14 protein-coding genes are annotated in these 21,393 nt (G+C 38.6%); 3 read left to right on the plus strand and 11 right to left on the minus strand.

Going from position 1 to position 21,393, the window contains the following annotated elements; translation table 11 throughout:
• Window positions 1-184: 184 nt before the first annotated feature.
• The 8 genes from B5D82_RS02000 to B5D82_RS02035 all read right to left on the minus strand — a co-directional run bounded on the left by B5D82_RS02000 (window position 185) and on the right by B5D82_RS02035 (window position 8,731).
• A complete protein-coding gene (locus B5D82_RS02000; RefSeq protein WP_081148808.1) occupies window positions 185-898 on the minus strand; it encodes a DUF3379 family protein in 714 nt (237 codons plus the stop codon).
• The gene (locus B5D82_RS02005; RefSeq protein WP_425429883.1) at window positions 891-1,406 is read right to left on the minus strand and encodes a sigma-70 family RNA polymerase sigma factor; all 516 of its coding nucleotides are present in this window, start codon (window positions 1,404-1,406) and stop codon (window positions 891-893) included. The genes B5D82_RS02000 and B5D82_RS02005 overlap by 8 nt, the downstream gene beginning before the upstream one ends.
• A 232-nt stretch (window positions 1,407-1,638) precedes the next feature.
• Window positions 1,639-3,312: a BatD family protein gene (locus tag B5D82_RS02010; RefSeq protein ID WP_094122753.1), complete on the minus strand. Its 1,674-nt coding sequence runs from the start codon at window positions 3,310-3,312 to the stop codon at window positions 1,639-1,641.
• Window positions 3,306-5,174, minus strand: coding sequence for a vWA domain-containing protein (locus tag B5D82_RS02015; RefSeq protein ID WP_081148812.1), 1,869 nt, complete (start codon window positions 5,172-5,174; stop codon window positions 3,306-3,308). Before B5D82_RS02015 ends, B5D82_RS02010 begins: the two co-directional genes overlap by 7 nt.
• A 1-nt stretch (window position 5,175) precedes the next feature.
• Complete coding sequence (locus tag B5D82_RS02020; RefSeq protein ID WP_081148814.1) at window positions 5,176-6,195, minus strand: vWA domain-containing protein; 1,020 nt, start codon at window positions 6,193-6,195, stop codon at window positions 5,176-5,178.
• Window positions 6,192-6,761: a DUF4381 domain-containing protein gene (locus B5D82_RS02025; RefSeq protein WP_081148815.1), complete on the minus strand. Its 570-nt coding sequence runs from the start codon at window positions 6,759-6,761 to the stop codon at window positions 6,192-6,194. Before B5D82_RS02025 ends, B5D82_RS02020 begins: the two co-directional genes overlap by 4 nt.
• The gene (locus B5D82_RS02030; RefSeq protein ID WP_081148817.1) at window positions 6,749-7,759 is read right to left on the minus strand and encodes a DUF58 domain-containing protein; all 1,011 of its coding nucleotides are present in this window, start codon (window positions 7,757-7,759) and stop codon (window positions 6,749-6,751) included. The genes B5D82_RS02025 and B5D82_RS02030 overlap by 13 nt, the downstream gene beginning before the upstream one ends.
• Window positions 7,760-7,774: 15 nt before the next feature.
• Entirely contained in the window at window positions 7,775-8,731 is a 957-nt protein-coding gene (locus tag B5D82_RS02035) for an AAA family ATPase (RefSeq protein ID WP_081148819.1), read from the minus strand.
• 251 nt (window positions 8,732-8,982) lie between these two features.
• On the opposite strand from B5D82_RS02035, the gene fadI reads away from it, so the two are divergent.
• From fadI to B5D82_RS02050, 3 genes are all read left to right on the plus strand, one after another.
• Window positions 8,983-10,290, plus strand: a complete 1,308-nt coding sequence (gene fadI / locus B5D82_RS02040; protein ID WP_081148821.1) for an acetyl-CoA C-acyltransferase FadI — start codon at window positions 8,983-8,985, stop codon at window positions 10,288-10,290.
• Window positions 10,290-12,443 (plus strand): fatty acid oxidation complex subunit alpha FadJ, encoded by a 2,154-nt coding sequence (fadJ, locus tag B5D82_RS02045; RefSeq protein ID WP_081148823.1) that lies wholly within the window; start codon window positions 10,290-10,292, stop codon window positions 12,441-12,443. Before fadI ends, fadJ begins: the two co-directional genes overlap by 1 nt.
• Window positions 12,444-12,853: 410 nt before the next feature.
• Window positions 12,854-13,057: a hypothetical protein gene (locus B5D82_RS02050; RefSeq protein WP_081148825.1), complete on the plus strand. Its 204-nt coding sequence runs from the start codon at window positions 12,854-12,856 to the stop codon at window positions 13,055-13,057.
• 232 nt (window positions 13,058-13,289) lie between these two features.
• On the opposite strand, the gene B5D82_RS02055 is transcribed toward B5D82_RS02050, so the two are convergent.
• From B5D82_RS02055 to B5D82_RS02065, 3 genes are all read right to left on the minus strand, one after another.
• The gene (locus tag B5D82_RS02055; protein ID WP_081148827.1) at window positions 13,290-13,601 is read right to left on the minus strand and encodes a hypothetical protein; all 312 of its coding nucleotides are present in this window, start codon (window positions 13,599-13,601) and stop codon (window positions 13,290-13,292) included.
• A gap of 138 nt (window positions 13,602-13,739) precedes the next feature.
• Entirely contained in the window at window positions 13,740-18,329 is a 4,590-nt protein-coding gene (locus tag B5D82_RS02060; RefSeq protein ID WP_081148829.1) for an EAL domain-containing protein, read from the minus strand.
• Window positions 18,330-18,524: 195 nt separating this feature from the next.
• Window positions 18,525-21,320 carry an insulinase family protein gene (locus tag B5D82_RS02065; RefSeq protein WP_081148831.1) on the minus strand — a complete coding sequence of 932 codons (2,796 nt, stop codon included), beginning with the start codon at window positions 21,318-21,320 and terminating at the stop codon, window positions 18,525-18,527.
• Window positions 21,321-21,393 lie beyond the last annotated feature (73 nt).

A 21,393-nucleotide genomic window follows, 5' to 3' on the forward strand; every position in this document is an offset into this window, starting at 1 on the left:
TTTTTCCTCCCAGTGAGATATCTTTAATATTTCACCGGGAGGAAAGCATAAGAAGAGCAGGCGTTGGCTTTTAATTGCAAAAACGTTTTATGTTTGCTCTTTTGGAACTACTTGCTTCCTGCATGCGAACAAGTTTATTACATCAGTCATTATAAATTCACACGAATATTATCTTAATCAAATACTAAATTGACCAAGTAATGCTTTTGTTAACGCGTTCTTGCCATTGTTGCATTGGCTCTTGTTTATCACCAACCACTATGATGTTTGAATGGTTAAAGTTTAGTGACTTACCTTGTAATTTATCATTCGCAAAATTTGCAATAAATTTGATGTCTTCGTCTTCGGGTAGAATAAAGATATTAACGGGGCTTGATTGACCTTGAAAGACCAAGTGTAAGCTTTTGCTACCGTCAAAGCGACAATAATCAGCGAAGATTAGGGTGCCGAAGGTACTATCAAAACTGCCTTTAAATACGGCCATTTTCTCGTTTAATGATGCTAAGGTTACTGTTGGCTCTGCAGTGTTAGAAAAATGTTTTGCTTCATGATTAACATGGGCAATAGCATAGTCGCCTAAATTTTTATAAGTGCTAGAAAACATATAAAAATTTACGGTTAACCCCATCACAAATGCTACCGATGCCGCCATGGCTAAACGGACACGTGTTTTACGTTTTTGTTGCTGATGGCTGGCTAATGTTTGGCGTAAAATTAACTTATTAGCTAAATCGTCAGGCACCGGAATATTCATGGCTTGTGCGATTTTGTTATCTAAAGAGTCAATTTCTTGTACAAACTTTTGCTTTGCCGGATCATTTTTTATGCTGGCATTAGTATCATCATCACGATTTTTTGGATCGGCTAATATGCTACGTCTAAATTGCAAATCATCCATTGTGTAGACCTCTTAATTTTGGCTCGTCGTCTACGGCCTCTTTCAATTGATTTCGAGCACGAAATAATCGTGTCATAACGGTATTTTTATTCAGTGACAACATGGTGGCAATTTCTTCACCAGTAAAACCACCAATGACCTGAAGCACTAAGGGCTCGCGATACTCTTCAGGCATTTGAGCTATTTTTTCACGTAGCCAATGGTTTTCAATGTCTTGCTCACTACTGGTTGCTTTTACATCGGTAATGGTTGCTTCTTCATATTCACTCATTTCAAAACGCTTGCGCTCAAAACGACGAGCGTTTTCTCTGCGCAGAATAGTAATTAACCATGACTTTGCCGCCTTTTCGTCTTTCAACGAGTCAAGCGCGCGCCATGCACGTAAAAATGTCTCTTGCACGAGGTCTTCAGCAATATGCTTATCGTGGCATAGCCAGTAGCCATAACGATATAAATCTGCATGTAATGCTTTAACGAGTGCTTCGTATCTAACTTGTTTTGTCGCCATGTTGTAAGAGACCTGAGGCTTTGTCATTTTATTTCACACGAATGCATTTATTTAGATAGTTACATTATAACGTGAAAAAATATTGCCGGTTAGCGGTAATGATAAGAGTTTAAATAACGTTAATGAAGAGGGGCTTAATGGCATCGAATATCTTTGTAAATATTAAAAATTGTAGATATAAAAAAGGAGCTAATGGCTATAGCTCCTTTTCCGATCAAACCGTTAAGATTGTTTAAGGGTTGATCTTGATTTCATCATCTGCTGATTTACTATGACCTTTTTTATGCAATGTCTGTATGGCGGTGAGCAGGTTGTTGCCTGACCATTGGCCTGGATTTTTGCCATAATAACGTTGTTGTAACTCAATAATAGCGTCAGTAAGGGCTTTGTCGTTGAAATAATTATGTAATGAATCAAGTGTTGTGAGTAACTCGCTTTCGCTATTGCTTGATACCTGTGATTGTGCCCAAGGCAGTAAGCAGGCTAAGGCTAATTCGCCATTATTTTGTTTACAGGCCGCCAACATTGCAAGATGTGCATTATTAACCTTACTGCTAGTGCCAGCATTTATTTTCTTTGACTGGAAAGGTCGCTTAGCGGATATAAACCATGCTAATAAGGTTAATAGCCATAAAGCTAGAAATAGCCATTGTAGGGAGTTGTTCGGCTGAATTATTACCGTTTCTACAATCGGTGTTGGCGTTGTATTTTCAAGGGCAACGCTTGGTGGGGGTTGTGTGACGATTTGTGTTATATCAGCGTTAGGTAATACCGTGATTGTTTGAGCCGGTATTTTTGCTACCTCTGCTTTATTTGTCACTGTATTCCACCAAGGTACTGTAATTTCAGGCAATTGATATTCACCTGCTTGACTGGCAACAATGGCAAAGTTGATGACTTTTTGACTGACTAAACGTTCATTGTTCAGGCCGGTGTGAAGCGTTGCTTGATCAGGATAAACTTTTAATCCTTGCGGTACTTCTATAGTAATTTCGGGTAATTGCTCTTCTGAAAGGCCAGCAGCAGTAAGGGTGATTGTGCGAGTGATAGGTTCACCGACTTTAAATTGGCTTGGCTCAGGTTGCCATTCTTGATGTAAAGCCAATAACTCGCTGGGTAGCCATGCACCATTAACTTGAGCGGGAATAGCTTTAATCGTTAACTCAATGTCGTCGCCAACCACGCTAACCGGTTTTGTATCAGCGAAGCTTAAAAAGTTAGAGCGTCTGGCTGAAGGCATAATTATTTCGCCAGAAAAAATCGGCGATTTTATTGTTGCTTCACCACTTTCTTGCGGACTAATGGCATATACCCGCTCGATAATACGATAACGTTTACCGTTGATAATATTTTCTGATTCTTTATCTTTGCCAACTTGTAAAATGTTAGCACCTGCTAAAGTCGGTTCAGTTAAACTGCCACGTTTTAACTCTGCCGCGAAGTGAAGTTTTACCGTTAAAGTAATTTGCTGTTGCACGTATATATCGTTAGCAGATACTTGTGTGGTGATAAATAAATCTTGCTGGGTCGATGCCGCTGATTTGTTGGCTGCTAACACGTCAAGCTTGATGACTTGTGTTTTTACGCCGTCAATATCAAACGCTGGTATGTTAAGTTCACCGGACTGACGAGGTATTAATACGGTATTCCAGGTAGTGGTGCGGGTAGTGTTAAAGTTCACCATGCTAGTTTGTGAGTTAACTGAGGTTCTACCAACAATAAAGTCGGCTAAAAGTGCTGATGTGTCTAAGGCATTTCTGTCAATATCGTCATCGGCGGTAACGGTTAATATTAACGATTCATTGATCATCACCGGATTTTTATCTACCGAGGCGCTGACTTGTGTTAACGCGTAGCTATGAAATGAGATTAAAATAGCCAACAAAGAAATTATAACTCTTACCACTTTTTCTTAACTCCTACATTTCGGCGATCTTGATTACGTTTTTGATACTCTAACTGCATTTTATTTCTCAGTAGCATATAGGGATCATCTGTTACTTTATTGAGCAACTGTTGATGTTTTTGTTCGGTTTCTTTGGCTAGTTGCTCTGCTAATTGTTGTGCTTCTGCGCTTTGTGCATCATTTGACTCTTCAGCGTCTTTGGCTTGCTGAGCCTCTTTAGCTTGTTGCTCATCTGTCTGTTCTGGTGGCTCACTGTCAGCTTGTTGCTGGTCTTTTTGCGCTTGTTGATCTTCAGAATCTTGTTGCTCAGATGACTCATCTTGTTCGGATTGGTCTTTTGGTTCAGAGTTTTGTTGACCCTCTTGATCACCTTGCTGCTCGCCTTCTTTACTTTCACCGTCTTGGCTTTGGCTGTCTTGACTCTCGCCATCCTGATTTTGTTGCTCTTGATCTTCGTCTTGTTGTTGCTGTTCGTCACCAGATTGTTGGTCTTGGTTTTCTTGCTGTTGTTTTAACTGTTCAAGAATGGCTTTATTATTTTTTGCATCGGCTAAGTCGGGATCAAGCTGTAAAGCTTTATCATAGGCCGCTATCGCTTCGTCAACTTTTTGCAGTTTAGCCAAGGCGTTGCCTTGATTATATAAGGCGTCAGCGGTGTTCTCTTGTTGAAACGCAGCTAAGGCATGTTCGTAATCACCTGCTTTATAGTGTGCACTACCTTGCCATAGTGGATTTTTAAATTCTGCTGCTGCTTGTTGGTATTGTTCACTTTTAAAATGGTCTTGGCCTTGTTGATCTTTAGTTTTCCAAAGATCTTGCCAAAGATCTGCATGAGCGTTGTTATTAGGTATTAACATTAGGGCAAACGGCAGTGTTACCAATAGTGCGCCACGTCTAAAGTAACTTAGTAGCAGTGGCAAAACTAAGAGTAATAAATAAGGGCCAAATTCTTGCCATTGATCACCGGTATTTTCACTTTCTTTGGTGTTGTCGGTGTCTGTGACCATAGGTTTGTAGATCAGTCGTTCAATATCTTTATTGTCATGGGTTAGTGTGGTGTAGTTGCCTCTACCACGTTTCGCGAGACCTCGTAATGTTTGTACGGGTAACTTCGGCACAATAATCGCGCCGTTATCGTCTTTCATTAATTCGCCATTACTGAGTTTAATAGGCGCGCCTGTTTTTGTGCCAACGCCAAGTATATTAAGACGATAAGGATGATCGCGCGACCATTGGGTTATATCTTGAATATCGATGTTATCAATGCCATCGGTAAACCAATATATATCCCCGTCGTTATGACCTGCGTTGACTAACATTTCATTGGCTAAGGAAAGTGCAGCGAAAGGGTTACTACCCAGCACTGGCATCAGATCAGGGCTTAATGACGGGAGTAATAACTTTATATTATTGCTGTCGCCCGTTAGTGGACTAATGTTGAAAGCATCGCCCGCATAAGCGATAAGGCCGATTTCACCTTCTTTGATATTATCGAGTAAATCTATGGCTTTGTAGCGCGCACGTGTCAGACGATTAGGTGCAACGTCGGTTGAATACATGGAGTAGGACATGTCCATGATCAAGACAGAACCTTGCGCTACTTGATATACTGGCTGTGGCAGCTTTTGCCAGCTTGGGCCTGCCATGGCTATTATGGATAGCAAGCCAATAAAAAAAGGTAGAACTAATGAGCTAGATTTCGCTTTTGTGTTGCCTTGCACTAGTACTTTCGCTAAATGAGCGGGTAAAAGTTGTTGCCAACCAGACTGTTTAACACGCAGTTTTTTTAGCATAAACAACATGAAAATTAAGATTATAATGGCGAATAGCCAAAGCGGGCGAATAAAATGAAAGTCAGCCATGTTAATGCTTCACTCCCGAAACTTTTTTGCTACGAATGAAAAATTGGCCATTGGAAACACTCTTAATTAACAGGGTGAGTAAACTTATCAATAAAGCTAAACCTAAAGGCCAGTGGAACAATGCGGTTAGTGGGCGCATTTGTTGCTGTTCTTGCTCTACAGGTTCTAGATTATCCAATAATTTATAAATTTTACTCATGTCTTCACTGGCTCGGGCACGAAAATAGTAACCGCCGGTTTCATCAGCAATACGTTGTAAAGACTCTTCATCAAGTTCACTTGAAGGGTTAACGCGACGGGCGCCAAATAATGAATTTTGGATCATAATATCAGCACCAATACCGATGGTGTAGATAGTAATATCTTTTGCTACAGCTAATTCAAGTGCTTGATCGGGTGTGATTTTTCCTGCAGTGTTTTGGCCATCGGTTAGTAATAACAGTACGCGATTTGAATCTTTTTGTTCGTCAAAGCGTTTAACTGCCAATGCGATAGCATCACCGATAGCGGTTTGTTTACCGACTAGACCTAATACCGTTTCGTCGAGCATTTGTTGCACGGTTTTACGATCAAAAGTCATGGGCGTTTGCATGTAAGCATCGTCACCGAATAAGATCAAACCTAGCCTGTCACCACTTCGGCGTTCGATAAATTCACCTAGCAATACTTTTAACATATCAAGGCGATTGACACTGCGACCATTCAAGGTCATATCTTCCACTTGCATGCTGCCAGATAGATCGACAGCGATCATCATTTCGCGGCCTTCAGTAGGAACATTAACTGCTTCGCCTAGCCATTGAGGCTGAGTGCTGGCTAGCACAACTAACAACCAAATAAGGCTGAGGATCAGCAGTGATGTTTTTTTCTTTTCTGGGGCAAACTCTTGTGTTTGCATGCCTTTAATGATGGTTGGCATTTTAAGCGGTGCTGCTTGTACTTGTTTTTTAGCGGGCAGCCAATAAATAAGTAATGGCAGTGGTAGGGCGATTAACGCCCAGAGGAAATCAAAATGGATCATGATTTGACTCCTTCATTTTTAACAATATCTTCAACGGATATATCTTCAATTTCTTTACTGTTATCTAGTGAAGCGCTAGAGTTTTTAGTTATAGCACTGGCTAACACAGGTAAGTCTTTTTTGGGTGGCAGAGCATAACTGAGCCATAACTTTGCTGCAGCAGAAAAATCATCTGTTTTTTGGCTAGCAGAATCACTTTGATAAACCGAATTAAAATGCTCGGCGCTTAGCTCAGAAAACTTATCTTGTTGCTTAGTCGGCAGTGTTGTAATTAAAAAGGTTTTAAACGCATCGCCAGTTAAGTGAGCTACCTTTTCTCGTGGAAAATATTGTAAAGCGGCCCATTTTAGCATGGCGACTATACTGCTTATTTCAGTTGCCGTGGTTAATTGTTTTAATGCTATTTTTTGTACTTTACGCTTAATAAAATATTGACGAAGTTTTACTACAGTATAAATAATTAACGCTAAAGCGAGAATGGCTAGAAGCCACCAACCTGGGGCAATAGGATAATTATGTACATTACTAGGCAGGTGAATATCACTTAGTTGTGCTAACGGATCCATGACGCTACTCCGCGATGTAATTGGGTTTCGAGTGCTTCACTGGCACAAAAGTGCAGTAAGCGTGCGCCAGCTTTAGTTAATTGTTGTTCTATGCTGTCGTTTAAGCTCATGGCTTGCTGGTGATATTTTTCAGCAAGTGCTTTGTCGCCGAGTATAAATTGTTGTCGCTCGTCATTATCACCGCTAGTAATAGCAACACTAATTTTTTGCGCACTATCGGGGAGTTGTTGCTCGAGCGGGTCGCTGATCAAGCACACCACTAATTCACAGTGCCGGCTAATATTAGCTAAGTGACGAACTGCCTCATCAGAAAGGCTAAATGCATCGGTAATTAGATACACTAAACTGCCAGGTTTTGCGAGCTGACGTAAACGTGCACAATTCTGTTCAAAGGCTAATTTTGTTCGTTCTCTATCTTCATTTTCGCTAGCAATTTGTATAGAGTCGGCATGGCTTTTGACTAGCGCATGCAAATAATGCAGAACACCTTGTTGTCGGCTACGGGGCTTTAATTCAGTGTGACTTTGTTGATTAAACACGACACCGCCGATGCGATCGCCACGAGACTTAGCATGCCAGGCTACAAGGGCAGCAACATGTGCTGCTTGTACAGATTTAAAAAGCAAGCGACTGCCAAACAACATGCTGGTGCTTAAATCAGTGGCGATAAGTACGGGGCGTTCAACTTCTTCACGAAATAATTTTGTATGTGTTTTGCCTGTGCGCGCGGTTACTCGCCAATCAATAGCGCGAATGTCGTCACCGTTTTGATAATGGCGCACTTCATCAAACTCCATACCTCGTCCTTTACTACGAGCGAGGTAATTGCCTGACATTTTGCCATGTGAGCTTTTTGAGGCTGCTAAATTAATCAGTGAGCTTTTCGTTTGATAACGAATCAGCTCATCTATGGTTAATTCAATACCATTACTAACCAGTTCATCAAGCAAGGCTTGCGGGTTATCTTGTTCGGTCGATTTTTTTTGATTAAACCACATAAGGGTAACTTGCGCCTAGGCAACCGCCACTAAACTAAGTAAATGGTCAAGTAGTTGATTACTACTGATACCTTCTGCTTCAGCTTGATAGGTCATGATTATGCGGTGACGCAATACGTTATGAAAAACCGCTTGAACGTCTTCAGGACTAACAAAATCTCGGTTATTTAACCAAGCTCTTGCTCGTGCACAACGGTCTAAGGCAATAGTGGCACGCGGGCTAGCACCGTATGCCAGCCACTGTTTTAATTTATCGTCATACTTTTCTGGGTTACGTGTGGCCATTATCAAGTCAACAATATAGTTTTCTACCGCGGGGGCCATGTGAATTTGCATCACTTGCTCACGTGCAGCGAAAATGTCAGCTTGTGTAATTTCTTTAACAGCCTGCTTTTCTATTTTTAATGCTTCACCCCGGTTAAGTTTTAAAATTTCTAACTCGCTGGCTGCATCGGGGTAGTCAATTTCAACATGCATTAAAAAACGATCGAGCTGTGCTTCAGGTAATGGATAAGTACCTTCTTGCTCTATCGGGTTTTGCGTTGCCATGACTAAAAATAATTCAGGAAGAGGGTAAGTGTTTCTTCCAACGGTAATTTGGCCCTCAGCCATAGCCTCTAATAAAGCAGACTGTACTTTTGCTGGCGCACGGTTTATTTCGTCAGCTAGTACTAAGTTACGAAATAATGGCCCAGGTTGAAAAACAAAGGTACCATCTTCAGGGCGGTAGATATCGGTGCCGGTTAAATCTGCCGGTAATAAGTCAGGCGTAAACTGAACTCGATGGAAGTCAGCTTCTAAGCCTTGCGCTAATGCGTTAACAGCACGAGTTTTTGCTAAACCCGGAGGACCTTCTACAATAAGATGACCATTAGCTAAAAGCGCAATGAGTAAGTTTTCAACCAGCGCATGCTGCCCGATAATTTGTGAAGATAAATGTTCTTTTAATGAGGAAAAATGTTCAATAGCCATAGTTTATCTTTCTTATTGATTATAAAAATTTAAGTCAGCAAGTCTGACCCATAGATTGATATAAGGTTCAGGTTTTAAAAAACAACCATAATGGCAAAATTGTAGGGATTTTTCTTTAGCTTTTTAATACCTTGGTATTATTTTTTTAACTTTTGTTAGCTAATGATTGAATTATTTCTATTTATCGTTAGAATTATATTAAATCCGAAGAGGTCTGACCTCTTGAGCGTTGCAACAAGATGGAATTAAAAATGACACAATCAAAATTAATAACAGGCAGCGGAGAACGCATAGCAATTGTCGCTGGCTTACGCACGCCTTTCGCAAAACAAGCTACCGCTTTTCATGGCATTCCTGCCGTCGACTTAGGTAAAATTGTGGTCAATGAATTACTACAAAAGCATGACGTTGATCCTAAAATTATTGACCAGTTAGTCTTTGGGCAAGTTGTGCAAATGCCAGAAGCGCCAAATATTGCCCGTGAGATTGTTTTAGGCACAGGGATGAATGTTCATACTGATGCCTACAGTGTTTCACGCGCTTGTGCGACTAGCTTTCAATCAACCGTGAATGTTGCAGAGTCAATTATGGCGGGTTTTGTTGATGTTGGCGTTGCTGGTGGTGCAGATTCAACATCAGTTGCTCCTATTGGTGTTTCTAAGAAACTCGCACGCACCTTACTTGATTTAAGTAAGGCTCGTTCATTTGGTGCGAAAATGGCGTTAATTCGTCAACTTAACTTTAAAGATATTTTACCGGTTCCGCCTGCCGTTGCTGAATATTCTACCGGCCTGTCAATGGGACAAACTGCAGAGCAAATGGCAAAAACCCATGGGATTACCCGTGAAGCACAAGATGCATTAGCTCATCGTTCACATACCTTAGCGACCAAAAGTTGGCAAGAAGGCAAGCTTGCGGGTGAGGTGATGACCGCACACAGCGAACCGTACAAGTCGTTTATTGAAAAAGATAACTGTATTCGTGAAAATTCTGAATTAGCCAGTTACGCAAAATTACGTCCGGTATTTGATCGCAAACACGGTACGGTAACTGCTGCGACAAGTACGCCACTTACCGATGGTGCTTCGGCAATTTTAATGATGCGTGAAGGTCGCGCGAAAGAACTAGGCTATAAGCCGTTAGGTTATATTCGCAGTTACGGTTTTGCCGCTATTGACGTATGGGAAGATATGCTAATGGGGCCAAGCTATGCCACACCAATTGCCTTGCAGCGTGCAGGCATGAATTTAGCTGATTTAGATTTAATTGAAATGCATGAAGCATTTGCAGCACAAGCACTTGCCAACGTAAAAATGTTTGCTAGTAATAAGTTTGCTCAAACCCATTTAGGTCGCGATAAGGCCATTGGTGAAATCGATATGGACAAGTTTAATGTTATGGGTGGTTCGTTAGCTTATGGTCATCCGTTTGCCGCAACAGGCACGCGCTTGATTGTACAAACATTGAATGAATTAAACCGTCGTGGCGGCGGTGTTGGCTTAACCACAGCTTGTGCGGCGGGTGGTTTAGGTGCGGCTATGATTGTGGAGACAGACTAATGACTGATACAACAAATATAGAACAAAAAGAGAATAATAAGACTTTTAGTTTAGCGCGCCAAGAAAATGGCATAGCACATTTGATTATGGACGTGAAAGGCGATTCCATGAACACATTGAAAGCTGAATTTGCCGATGAAATCGCTGAAGTATTAAAAGAGATACGCGAAGATAAGACCATTATTGGCTTAGTGTTAACCAGTGGTAAAGCGGATTCTTTTGTCGCGGGTGCGGATGTACACATGTTAGCGAACTGTACTACTGCTTCTGAAGCAACAGCTCTGTCACGCCAAGGGCAAATGATTTTTGATCAACTTGAAAACTTATCTATTCCAGTTGTGGCTGCGATCCATGGCGCTTGTTTAGGCGGCGGATTAGAACTTGCTATGGCATGTCATGCCAGAGTTTGTAGTGACAGCCCTAAAACTGCATTAGGTTTGCCTGAGGTACAGTTAGGTCTGTTGCCTGGTGGTGGTGGTACACAAAGATTACCAAAACTTGTTGGTATTCAAAAGTCATTAGATATGATGCTTACTGGCAAGCAATTGCGTGGCATTCAAGCGTTAAAAGCTGGCTTGGTCAATGATGTAGTACCGAATAGTGTTTTACTAAAATCTGCAGAGCAGCTTGCACTGTCAGGTAAAGCAAAACCTAAAGCGCGTAAATTATCAATGATGGATAAGTTACTTGAAGGTAATGGCTTAGGTCGAAGTGTTTTATTTAACAAAGCGACGAAAATGGTATTAAGTCAAACCAAAGGTAATTATCCAGCGCCTTTAAAAATAATTGACTGTATTCGAACTGGTGTTGAACAAGCACCTTCAAAAGGTTATCAAGTAGAGGCGGACCATTTTGGTCAATTAGTGATGAGTGATGTTTCGGCTCAGCTTCGACAGGTATTTTTTGCCACCACTGATATGAAAAAAGAGCAGGGTGTTGAAGGTGTTGCTCCTGAAAAAATAACTAAAGCAGCGGTACTTGGAGGCGGCCTAATGGGTGGTGGCATCGCTTTTGTTACTGCAACAAAAGCTAACTTGCCAGTGCGCATAAAAGATATTTCACATCAAGGTATTAGCTACGCTTTGAAATATGGTTATGACTTGTTAAACAAAAAAGTTAAACGACGCTTTATGCGACATAGCGAAATGCAAAGTCAGTTAGCCTTGATAACAGGTACTACAGATTATACTGGTTTTAGTCATATGGATATTGTTGTTGAAGCTGTATTTGAAGATTTAACTTTAAAACAAAATATGGTGGCTGAAATTGAAAGTCATTGTAAAGAAGGTACTATTTTCGCAAGTAATACTTCAAGTTTGCCCATCGGTAAAATAGCTGAGAAGGCTTTGCGTCCAGAAAATGTTATTGGTCTGCACTACTTTTCTCCGGTGGATAAAATGCCATTGGTTGAGATAATTCCTAATGAAAAAACCTCAGACCAAACGATATCAACAACCGTTGCATTTGCGAAACAACAAGGGAAAACACCTATTGTTGTTAAAGATAAAGCGGGCTTTTATGTGAATCGTATTTTGGCACCTTATATGAATGAGGCCGCGATACTTTTACTTGAAGGTTGCTCTATTGAAGCGCTTGATAAAGCTATGGTGAAGTTTGGTTTTCCGATTGGCCCTATGCAGTTATTAGATGAAGTTGGTATCGATGTAGGGGCTAAAATTGGTCCAATTTTGCAAGCAGATTTAGGCGATAGATTTGCACCTCCACCGGCATTTTCTAAATTAATTGATGATGGCCGTTTAGGTAAAAAAACCAAGAAAGGCTTTTATCAATACAATACTAAAAGTAAGAAAAAGCTGGTCGATAAAAGCGTATATACCCTGTTAGGACTGCAAGTTAGTAATACAAAGGTTACAGATGCGCAAGCTGAACGGTGTGTTTATATGATGCTTAATGAAGCTGCTCGTTGTTTAGATGAAAATATTATTCGTAATGCACGTGATGGTGATATTGGTGCTCTTTTTGGTATTGGCTTCCCTCCTTTTCTTGGCGGCCCATTCCAATATATGGATAAAATTGGCGCTATTACGGTAGTGAGTAAACTGAAACAGTGGCAAGCCGAGTTTGGTGATCGCTTTACACCCTGTGATGCGTTAGTGAAAATGGCAGAGCAAAATGATAGTTTTTATAAATAACATGATTTAACTTATGCCACCATTAACGGTATATATCTGCCGGGATGGTGGCAATTATTGACTAAAAAAGAGGCAGTTTTTTGCCTCTTTTTTTTTATGCATTTTAAACTTTAGTGTTATACCAAGTTGATTAATTAGCTGCTCATTTTTAATGGTTAAAATTAATAATGACCGCGTTATAAGATTTATAAGTAGAATAACTACTGACTAAATTTTATGCCTTGTAATTATCCATTTTTCCTCATGAAAAAGTAGATCACTTAATTAGTCAAATTGGTATTATATTGACGCGAAAAAATGTCGATAAACTAGCTATAATAGTTTTGAATATTTACTCTAAACTTGCTAAAATCCATGCGTTTAGTAATCTTTTTCTTTTGTAAGTATAATGTTTTCGAAGTGAGTAGAGCATGATTTTGTTATTAGGCGTGGCATTAAGTGTTGTTTTTTCTATATTTTTTTATTGTCAGGCAATGAGCAGTGGCTTAGGTGTAAAGCGATGGGCAACAGCAGGTTTGATGTTTGGGCCTTTTGTATGGCCAATGTTCTGTATGAAAAAACGTTTAAAGACATATCAGCGTTTTGGTTTTGATTGTTTGTTATTTTCAGCATAATACGTCAACTATTCCTTGTTTTTATACTACTAGCGCTTAATATAAAGACGCTAACTTCCTTGTAGCGAAGTGTCCAATACTCTTATAACTCTATAGCTTACTAATATTGCTATGTGAGCTTAATTCCACCAAGTGCTTGCAGGCATTTCTTTTATTTCGATGCTTGCAGCGATAGTGTTTTCTATCTTTTCAGCTATAAATAATGCTTTAATTAAGTTAATCATAAAGCCTCCTAGATGCGAACTACGCCACGTTTAGTGCCAATACGAACTACACCACGTTTTGTTCCAGCTTCTACTGTATCTAATTGATCTTGATTAATGCGTACTACACCGCGTTTAGTACCAATACGAACTACACCGCGTTTAGTACCAATACGAACTACACCGCGTTTAGTGCCGGCTTCTACAGTGTCTAATTGTTCTTGGCTAATGCGGACTACACCACGCTTAGTGCCTGCTACATCGGTTACTAATGTGTTGAGGTTATCGACTGATACTGGAGTTACTGACATTGTCAAAGATAAAATTAATGAACTAAGCATTGTATTCCTTATTAATAAATTAAGTTAATTTCAATATTAATAAAGCTAGAATCATGCCAATAATGAAAGCCTTTATTTATAGGCCTTCTAACGTGTTTTTACCACGAAATCACGGTGCCAAAAAATCGACACTTTATCTTAGATTGAACTATTTCCAAACGAAGTGGATTTATTCGTGATTTGAAAAGAAAGTAAATATTTTTGAAAGTCGCCTTGAGGAAGTGGTTTGCTATAAAGGTAACCTTGTAATTGCTCACACCGTAAGCCTGAAAGAAAGCTCAGTTGTTGGTTGGTTTCAACGCCTTCTGCGACAACTTGCATGCCTAGGTTATGCGCAATAGTTACTATGGTTGCTACCATGTTTCGACCTTGTTCAGATGTTTCTATATCATCAACAAAAGCTTTGTCTATTTTTAGCGTGTTTAATGGGAATTTTTTCAAATATGCTAATGAAGAGTATCCTGTACCAAAATCGTCTAATGATAAATGGATTCCCATCGCGCGAATTTGTAACATAGTATCGATGGCTTTTTGTGGCGAATCCATTACCGTGCCTTCCGTTATTTCTAACTCTAGATACTTCGCTGGTAATGCACTTTCTTTTAATGCATCAGCAATCATCGCCACTAAGTTGGGTTGAGTAAACTGCACGGCTGATAGATTAACTGCAACTCGGCCGTCAAAAAGACCTGAATCAACCCATTTTTTGGTGGCAATACAGGCCTTTCGTAGGACAACTTCACCAATATCTATAATTTGTCCTGTTTCTTCTGAAACTGGGATAAATACAACAGGACTAATTATGCCTTTTCTTGGTGTTTCAAAACGAACTAGGGCTTCCATTCCCGCTATTTTCCCTGTCGCGATCTCGATTTTAGGTTGATAAAAAACTGAAAATAAATCTTCTTTTAAACCGTGTCGTATTAAACTTTCTATTTGCAGGCGTTTAACCGCAGTTTTATTCATTGAGTCACTGAAAAACTGGTATTTATTACCACCAGTATTTTTAGCATGATACATAGCTGTATCAGCATTCTTGAGGAGTTCTTGAGGGCTTTTACCGTCTTCAGGGTAGAGTACAATGCCAATACTGCTATAAAGTACAATTTCTTGGCTTTTAAGTCTCAGTGGGAGGGCAATAGACTTTAAAACCTCTTTGCCGATAGTGGTGATAGTATGAATATCATTGGTGTTTTCAATAATTAAACTAAATTCATCACCACCTAATCGATATACGGTATCTTGACTTCGCCCTAAACTTCTAATGCGCTCAGCAACTTTGCAAAGTAAAAGATCGCCAACTTCGTGGCCCAAAGAGTCATTTACTTTTTTAAAGTTATCTAAATCGAAAACTAATAACGCATGTGGCATTTTATTGTTAACTAATTTTTGTTGATTAGTCTGGAAAAAAGCCCGGTTAGGTAGCCCAGTCAAGGTGTCAGTATTGGCAAGTTTTCTTAATTCGGCTTCTGTTTGTTTACGTTTAGTAATATCAGAGAAAACACCAACAAAGTGCGATATATTACCATTTTCATCACGAATGATATCAATATTTAAGTCAGTTAAATAAATGTCGCCGTTGTCACGAGTATTTTCAATTTCACCGTGCCAACTGCCTTTGGTAATTAAATGTTTTTTTACGTTTTGGTTAAAGCTGTCAGGGTATTGCTCAAATTTAAGCAAAGTCCCGCGCATTTGTAACTTAGTTCTTCCTGTAATACTTTGAAAAGCTTTATTAACATCAACGACGGTAAATTGACGATCGTAAATTACAATCGCATCTGAAATGTTTTCGATACATTTAGCAAAAAGCTTTAAGCGTTCATCCGCACGTTTTATTTGACTAATATCTTTCAGAGTTCCTGTCATTCGACTGGGTTTGTTCTTTTCATCTCGTTCAACAATTTTTCCGCGATCGAGAACCCAAATCCATTTTTCATCTTTATCTTTTACACGATAGGTCGCTTCAAAATGTTGACTACTGTCTTCAAAATGATCATTTAATGCTTCGCGCACACGAGGAATATCATGTTGGTGAATGTTAGTTTGATCGGCGCCAACATTTCGTTTGCCATCTTGCGGGAATTCTAGAATACCCCAGATATTTGATCGGAATATCTTTCCACTCTTAATGTTCCAATCCCACATTTCATCACCGCTGCCCCAAAGCGATAATTTAAGGCGCTCTTCACTTAACTTTATTTGTAAGTGATATAGTCGCTTATGTCTCATCTGTTGCAAAATATAAGCGAAAATTAACAGTGTAATTAGGCTATAGATTAATAGTGCGCTAGTCGATAACCACCACGGTGGCATTATAGTAATATTTAGTGATTTTATTGCGCTTTCTTGTTTGTTTTGTAAGTCGTATGCTTGTACTTCAAAGAGATAGTCGCCAGAGTTCAAATTAGTATAAGTTGCTCTTTGGTTGTTTTTGCCTGAATCAATCCACTTATCTTCCAATCCTATTAAACGGTAACGATAATTTAACTGGTTTGGTAGCTTTGTGTTAGGGGTTATAAATTCAATGCTAAATTGGGATTGTGTGTGTTTCAACGTAAGAGTGGTTAAAAAGTTAGGTGAATGCTCTAAATAAAATAAGTCCTCAGTAGTATTTGAGGGTAAAGTACTAGCTACAGGGACTTCTTTGTTTGCTATAAGTATATTAGAAATAATGGGGGGAGGTGTTTGTTGTCCTATCCGAAAAATTTCTTGAGGAATGAATGTATGAAAACCATTAATTCCACCGAAAAAAATTGTATCATCAGACGTGAGTAATGAGCTATCACTAATATACTCATTATCACTTAATAACATATCTTTATTGTAAGACTTTACTAATTTACTGTTTGGATCAACTGAGTTGATACCTATATTCGTTGATAACCAACCTTTTCCTGTTGAATCAATAACAATATCAGCAATAAAATTATTACTAAGGCCATTTTTTTCGTTAAAAAAAACATTAGTATCATTTTTTTTGTTTATTATTGCTAAGCCATTGCGACGAGAACCTAACCAAATCCATTCATCGGACAAAGCAATCGTTGAAATTTCCCCAAATGTACTATTATTCGATAATTCGTATAAAATATCTGAAAAATCAGACTCTACTATATTAAAGGTTAAAATCTCACCCTTTTTGGTGGAAAGCCATATTTCATTACTCTTTTCGTAATTTAATGTTGTAAATATGCTACCACTTTCATTCTCATACGTTTCGAATTGATTGCTTTGAATGTCGAATGAGGCTAACTGCATTTCGCTATCAATAAACCATATTTTATGTTCTATTAAAAATAATTGGCTTAAATTATTGTGATAGGAATTGTTTTTCCAAAATTCATTTTCAGTTATAGTTAAAGTTTGAGTATCAAAGTAATAAAGGCTTCCTGGTTGGTTTGGACTTTCTGGTTCAGCTCGGAACCAAAAATTATCCTTAGTATCTATCATTAAATGAGAAATAGATGACTTAGTCTCAACTTTTAAATGAGGAACCTTTTCATCTGAATTTAAGTAACTTATTTTTCCATCATCAGTCGCAAACCAAGTCCTTCCATCTTTAGATTCAGCAAATGCATATACAGAGCTTGGAGCTTCATCATAGCTAAATAATCCATGTCGAATTTTTAACTGTAAGCTGTTGAAAGTGTTAATGCCGGTACCGTGGGTACCAATCCAAATATTATCAGCACTGTCTTTAAAAATTTTTAAGATATAATTGTTGGAAATTGCATTTTTATGCTGAACTGTTTGATATGCAGCTACATTTCCAGATAACAGATTGATTATGTTTAGTCCATTTAGCGTACCAAGCCATACCATTGAATTATCTAACAATGTGATAGTTCTGACATTGTTAGATAATAACTTAACGTTTACATTTTCTTTATCCTCAGAGTAATGTTTTTTAATTTCATAATCTTGAGAGACGACAAAAAGGCCATTATTAGTAGCTAGCCAATATTGGTTATCTATAAATTTGAGATCGTAAAGGGCATCTGCGTTAAGTTTTAAGTTCCATTTATTTTCATCGCTTAAAGAAATTGCAAAAGTCAGTGTACTATTGGCTAAATATATACCTTTATCATAAGTACCAAGCCAATAATTACCTTTTTTATCTTGAAAAATGGTTTTAATTTCTTTTAAAGCGGTATCAAAACCACGAATCCTTATTCGCGAAAAATTTTTATTCTCTGGATCGAATTTATGTAGGCCTTCTTTGGTGGAAACCCAAGTGTTATTATTGGGGTCTTGATAGATATCCCAAATTTCGTTGTCTTTTAGTGAGTTACTATCGTTAGCTTGATGGAGAAAATTATCAAAATTATTTAATGATTCGTTATATCGGCTTAACCCTTCATTTGTACCAACCCAGAGAACGTCATTGTTATCTATAAAGACTTTTCGGATAAAGTTGTCAGCAATTGATTTTTTATCGGTGCTGTCGTGACGATAATAAACAAAGTTTTTACCATCATAACGATTTAATCCATCTTGGGTGGCTATCCATATAAAGCCATTTTTATCTTGAATAATATCGTAAACATAACTTTGGGACAGGCCTTCGGCGATAGAGATGCGTTCAAATTTCAGAGGGTTTTGATTTATGTTGTTTTCTGAGGCTATAACTTTACTAACAGGGAATAGCAAAACCAGCATAGCTAAGACAGCAAGCGTAGTATGAAGTTGAGAAATTAATCTATTTTTAAAAAGAAGCAAAAGCACAAATACAACCTTTTGGTAGTGAAGCCCATACCTTAATAATTTGATTTATTAGGTATGCCATATATTTTTATTATTTTTGGATGCCACGTCCCATTACAAATGATGTGAGGAACTAAGTCAATGTTTGGTGTTATTGTGACGGGATGGCATGGTTATATCCCTGTTATAATCACATTTATCTATGTATCGGCTAAATTAATATTTTCTTTGACACTTTTTTAATAAAGTTTCGATATTTTCATTAATAGTGATACTTTTTGCCATTTGCTCTAATTGCGCGCCGTTTTCGTAACTCAATAATGCCAATCGATCTTTACTTTCTGCGCCATGAAAATTTTGCTGGAGGAATTCAGCGACATCGTTTATTGATAAACTTTCAATGATTGAGATCAGTTTTTGTTTTTGGCTAAATGATGCCTCTTTATTACAAATGGCAGCCCAATAACGCTGGCTTTTAATTCTCAAATTTGAGTCTTTTTCTTGTAACTGACTAGCTAAGCCAAATTGTAAATGCTGCCAATGCTCAGCAGGTAAATTTGTAATGTAATTGTTAGAACGAGCAATAAAGTCGTCCATTGCTTTTGTTAACGTAACAGAGTCGGTGTGTGGTGATTGAATATAAAAAGCAATGCCAGGATAGCGATTAATAGGGATAAAGCCGACACCAACTAAATAACCATATTGCTTCTCTGTGCGCATTTCTTGGAAGAAGGTGGGAGATAGTAACTGATTAGTCAACATGGTTAATGCAACTGTACGTAAATCTTTGTTCGCCATGGGGTAGTAAAGTAGGGCTGCATGGTCATGCTCTGGCAGTTCCATGGGAAGTGTTATCGCTCCCAAACCTTGAATGTCGATACAAGGCGTTTGCACTTGATTGCTTTCTGACAACTTGCCAGCAAATACTTGTTTGATATCTGTAATAATTTTGTCAGCAGATTGTTTGGACCAATTGCCGTGAATTAGCATATCTACTGCAGTGTTTTCAAATATTCGAGGTACAAAACTTTTAAACTGTTGAAACTCTATTTTTTCAAGGGCGTTAATTAAGGTTTGGCTACTAGGGCTTTTCGGTTGCATTGTTGCGCTAAGGCTGGCAAATAATTGCGATATTGATTTGCTATTTTCTGCATTATGCCAATGACTGAGTAGTTGTTGCTTAAATAATTCGAATTTATTTGGACAGAATTTTCCTTGCATCAGGCTGGCTAAAAGTAGCGGTAATAGCTGCTCTTGCTTGGTACTAATACCTGATAATTGCAGTGTTAACCCACTTTGGTGGGAATATAAATGATAGTGAATACCCGCTAACTCGGCATCGTAATGTTCTTCTGTAACTGCGTCGCTATATAAGTCAATAAATAACCGTGTCATTGCTATTGTGCTTGCACTTTCTATCACTGCTGGAGAGTCTATGGATAGATAGATGTAGCCTTTGGGGGTATTAAAACTGGTGTCATGCTTAAACCAAACATTTAGTCCACTTTGTTGATATATAATTGCTGGCGGAGTCAGGTTGTTATTTTTTTCACTATCATCTTTTACTAGCTCTGGCCTAGCGACTATGTAAGGATTTTTGTTCGGTAATGAGAGCTCGGGTAAATAAGCCGCCTGTTGCCATTGCTCAATTTGTTGTTGCTCAATATCGTTGACCGTGTAGGGCACTTGATACCATTTACTGGTGTTACTATGTGGCTGTTCAGGTCCATCTTTATCGATAGAAATGATACGCATATTGGAAGCCACCATAAACTCAAGTAAAGCAGTTAATGTTGCTGTGTTTTGTCCTTCCATCACGTAATCGCCAAAGATGTAATCTTGCTCAGGGTAATGCTGCATGTTAATGACGAGTTGGCTAACTGAGTCGAGTGGTGATAACTTTTCCTGGTAAGAGAATGATAATTCAGCGAGTGATTTTTTTTCTTGGTAATATTGCTCGTTAAGTGGTTCTTTTCTTAATAGATTTAAGTAAGAGAAAACGATGCTGACAATAGCTGTTATATTTTTCGCCCCTAGTTCTGAAAGCGAGATGCTAATATTGAAATCTTTAAAGTTAGAGCCATTAATACCTGAACCTGCCGTTAAAGCCAAAGCCCATTGTTTACTTTTTAACAATGACAAAATACTACCAGGGCCTTCATGACCAATTAAATAGGCCAGAATAGATTCAGGTTTTTGACGATAAAATTTGTCAATACTTGGCATAGCGAAACTGATGATCAGTTGTTGATCATTTTTAACTGGTTGGACAGATATCCATTTTTGTTGATGCTTTGGAAGGTAAAGAGGATGGTTAATTTTAGCTTTCGAAATTCCATTAGATTTAACCTTAGAAAAATGGTTATTGGCTAAGTTTTCTAGTTCAGTGAGAGATTGCGGACCTTCTAACACAAGGGTCATAAAATTTGCTTGATAGTTTGCTTGAAAAAAATCACACAATTCTTCGCGTAAATTGTAACCATCTTTGTCTGCTAAGGTTTCACTGCTACCAACAGAAAATTTAGCGAAAGGGTGATCTTGGTTTATCGTTTCTTTATGAACGTCGTATAACCGTCGAATATCATCTTTAAGCTTGAGTTTGAATTCGGCGTCAATATTCTTACGTTCTTTATTAACAAATTCTTCAGATAATAATGGCGCGGTGAAAAATTCACCAAAACGTTCAATGGCAGAGCTGAAGTGTTGGTGTCCTATATCAAAGAAAAAGCAAGTATGTTCAGTTGCGGTCCATGCATTATTGCTGCCACCATGCTGATTAATAAATTGTTGGTATTCGCTGCCATCAGGGAAATTTTTTGTGCCAAGAAATAACATATGTTCGAGAAAGTGGGCAAGACCCTGGCGATGCGTAGGATCATCAAAGTGGCCAACGTTGACTGCTAATGCTGCGGCAGATTTATTTGATTCAGGATTATGAACCAATAAAGCTCTTAAGCCATTGCCTAGCGTAATTGTTTGATATTGTTTAGCGTCATTCGGGCTTTTTTTCACTGTCGCTCCCGCACAATTTACCCATAGCAGGGCTTTGCTATAGTTTATTGATGTTTTTTTTATCGTTCTAAAT

The organism is Cognaticolwellia beringensis (genome assembly GCF_002076895.1).
Lineage (GTDB): Bacteria > Pseudomonadota > Gammaproteobacteria > Enterobacterales > Alteromonadaceae > Cognaticolwellia > Cognaticolwellia beringensis.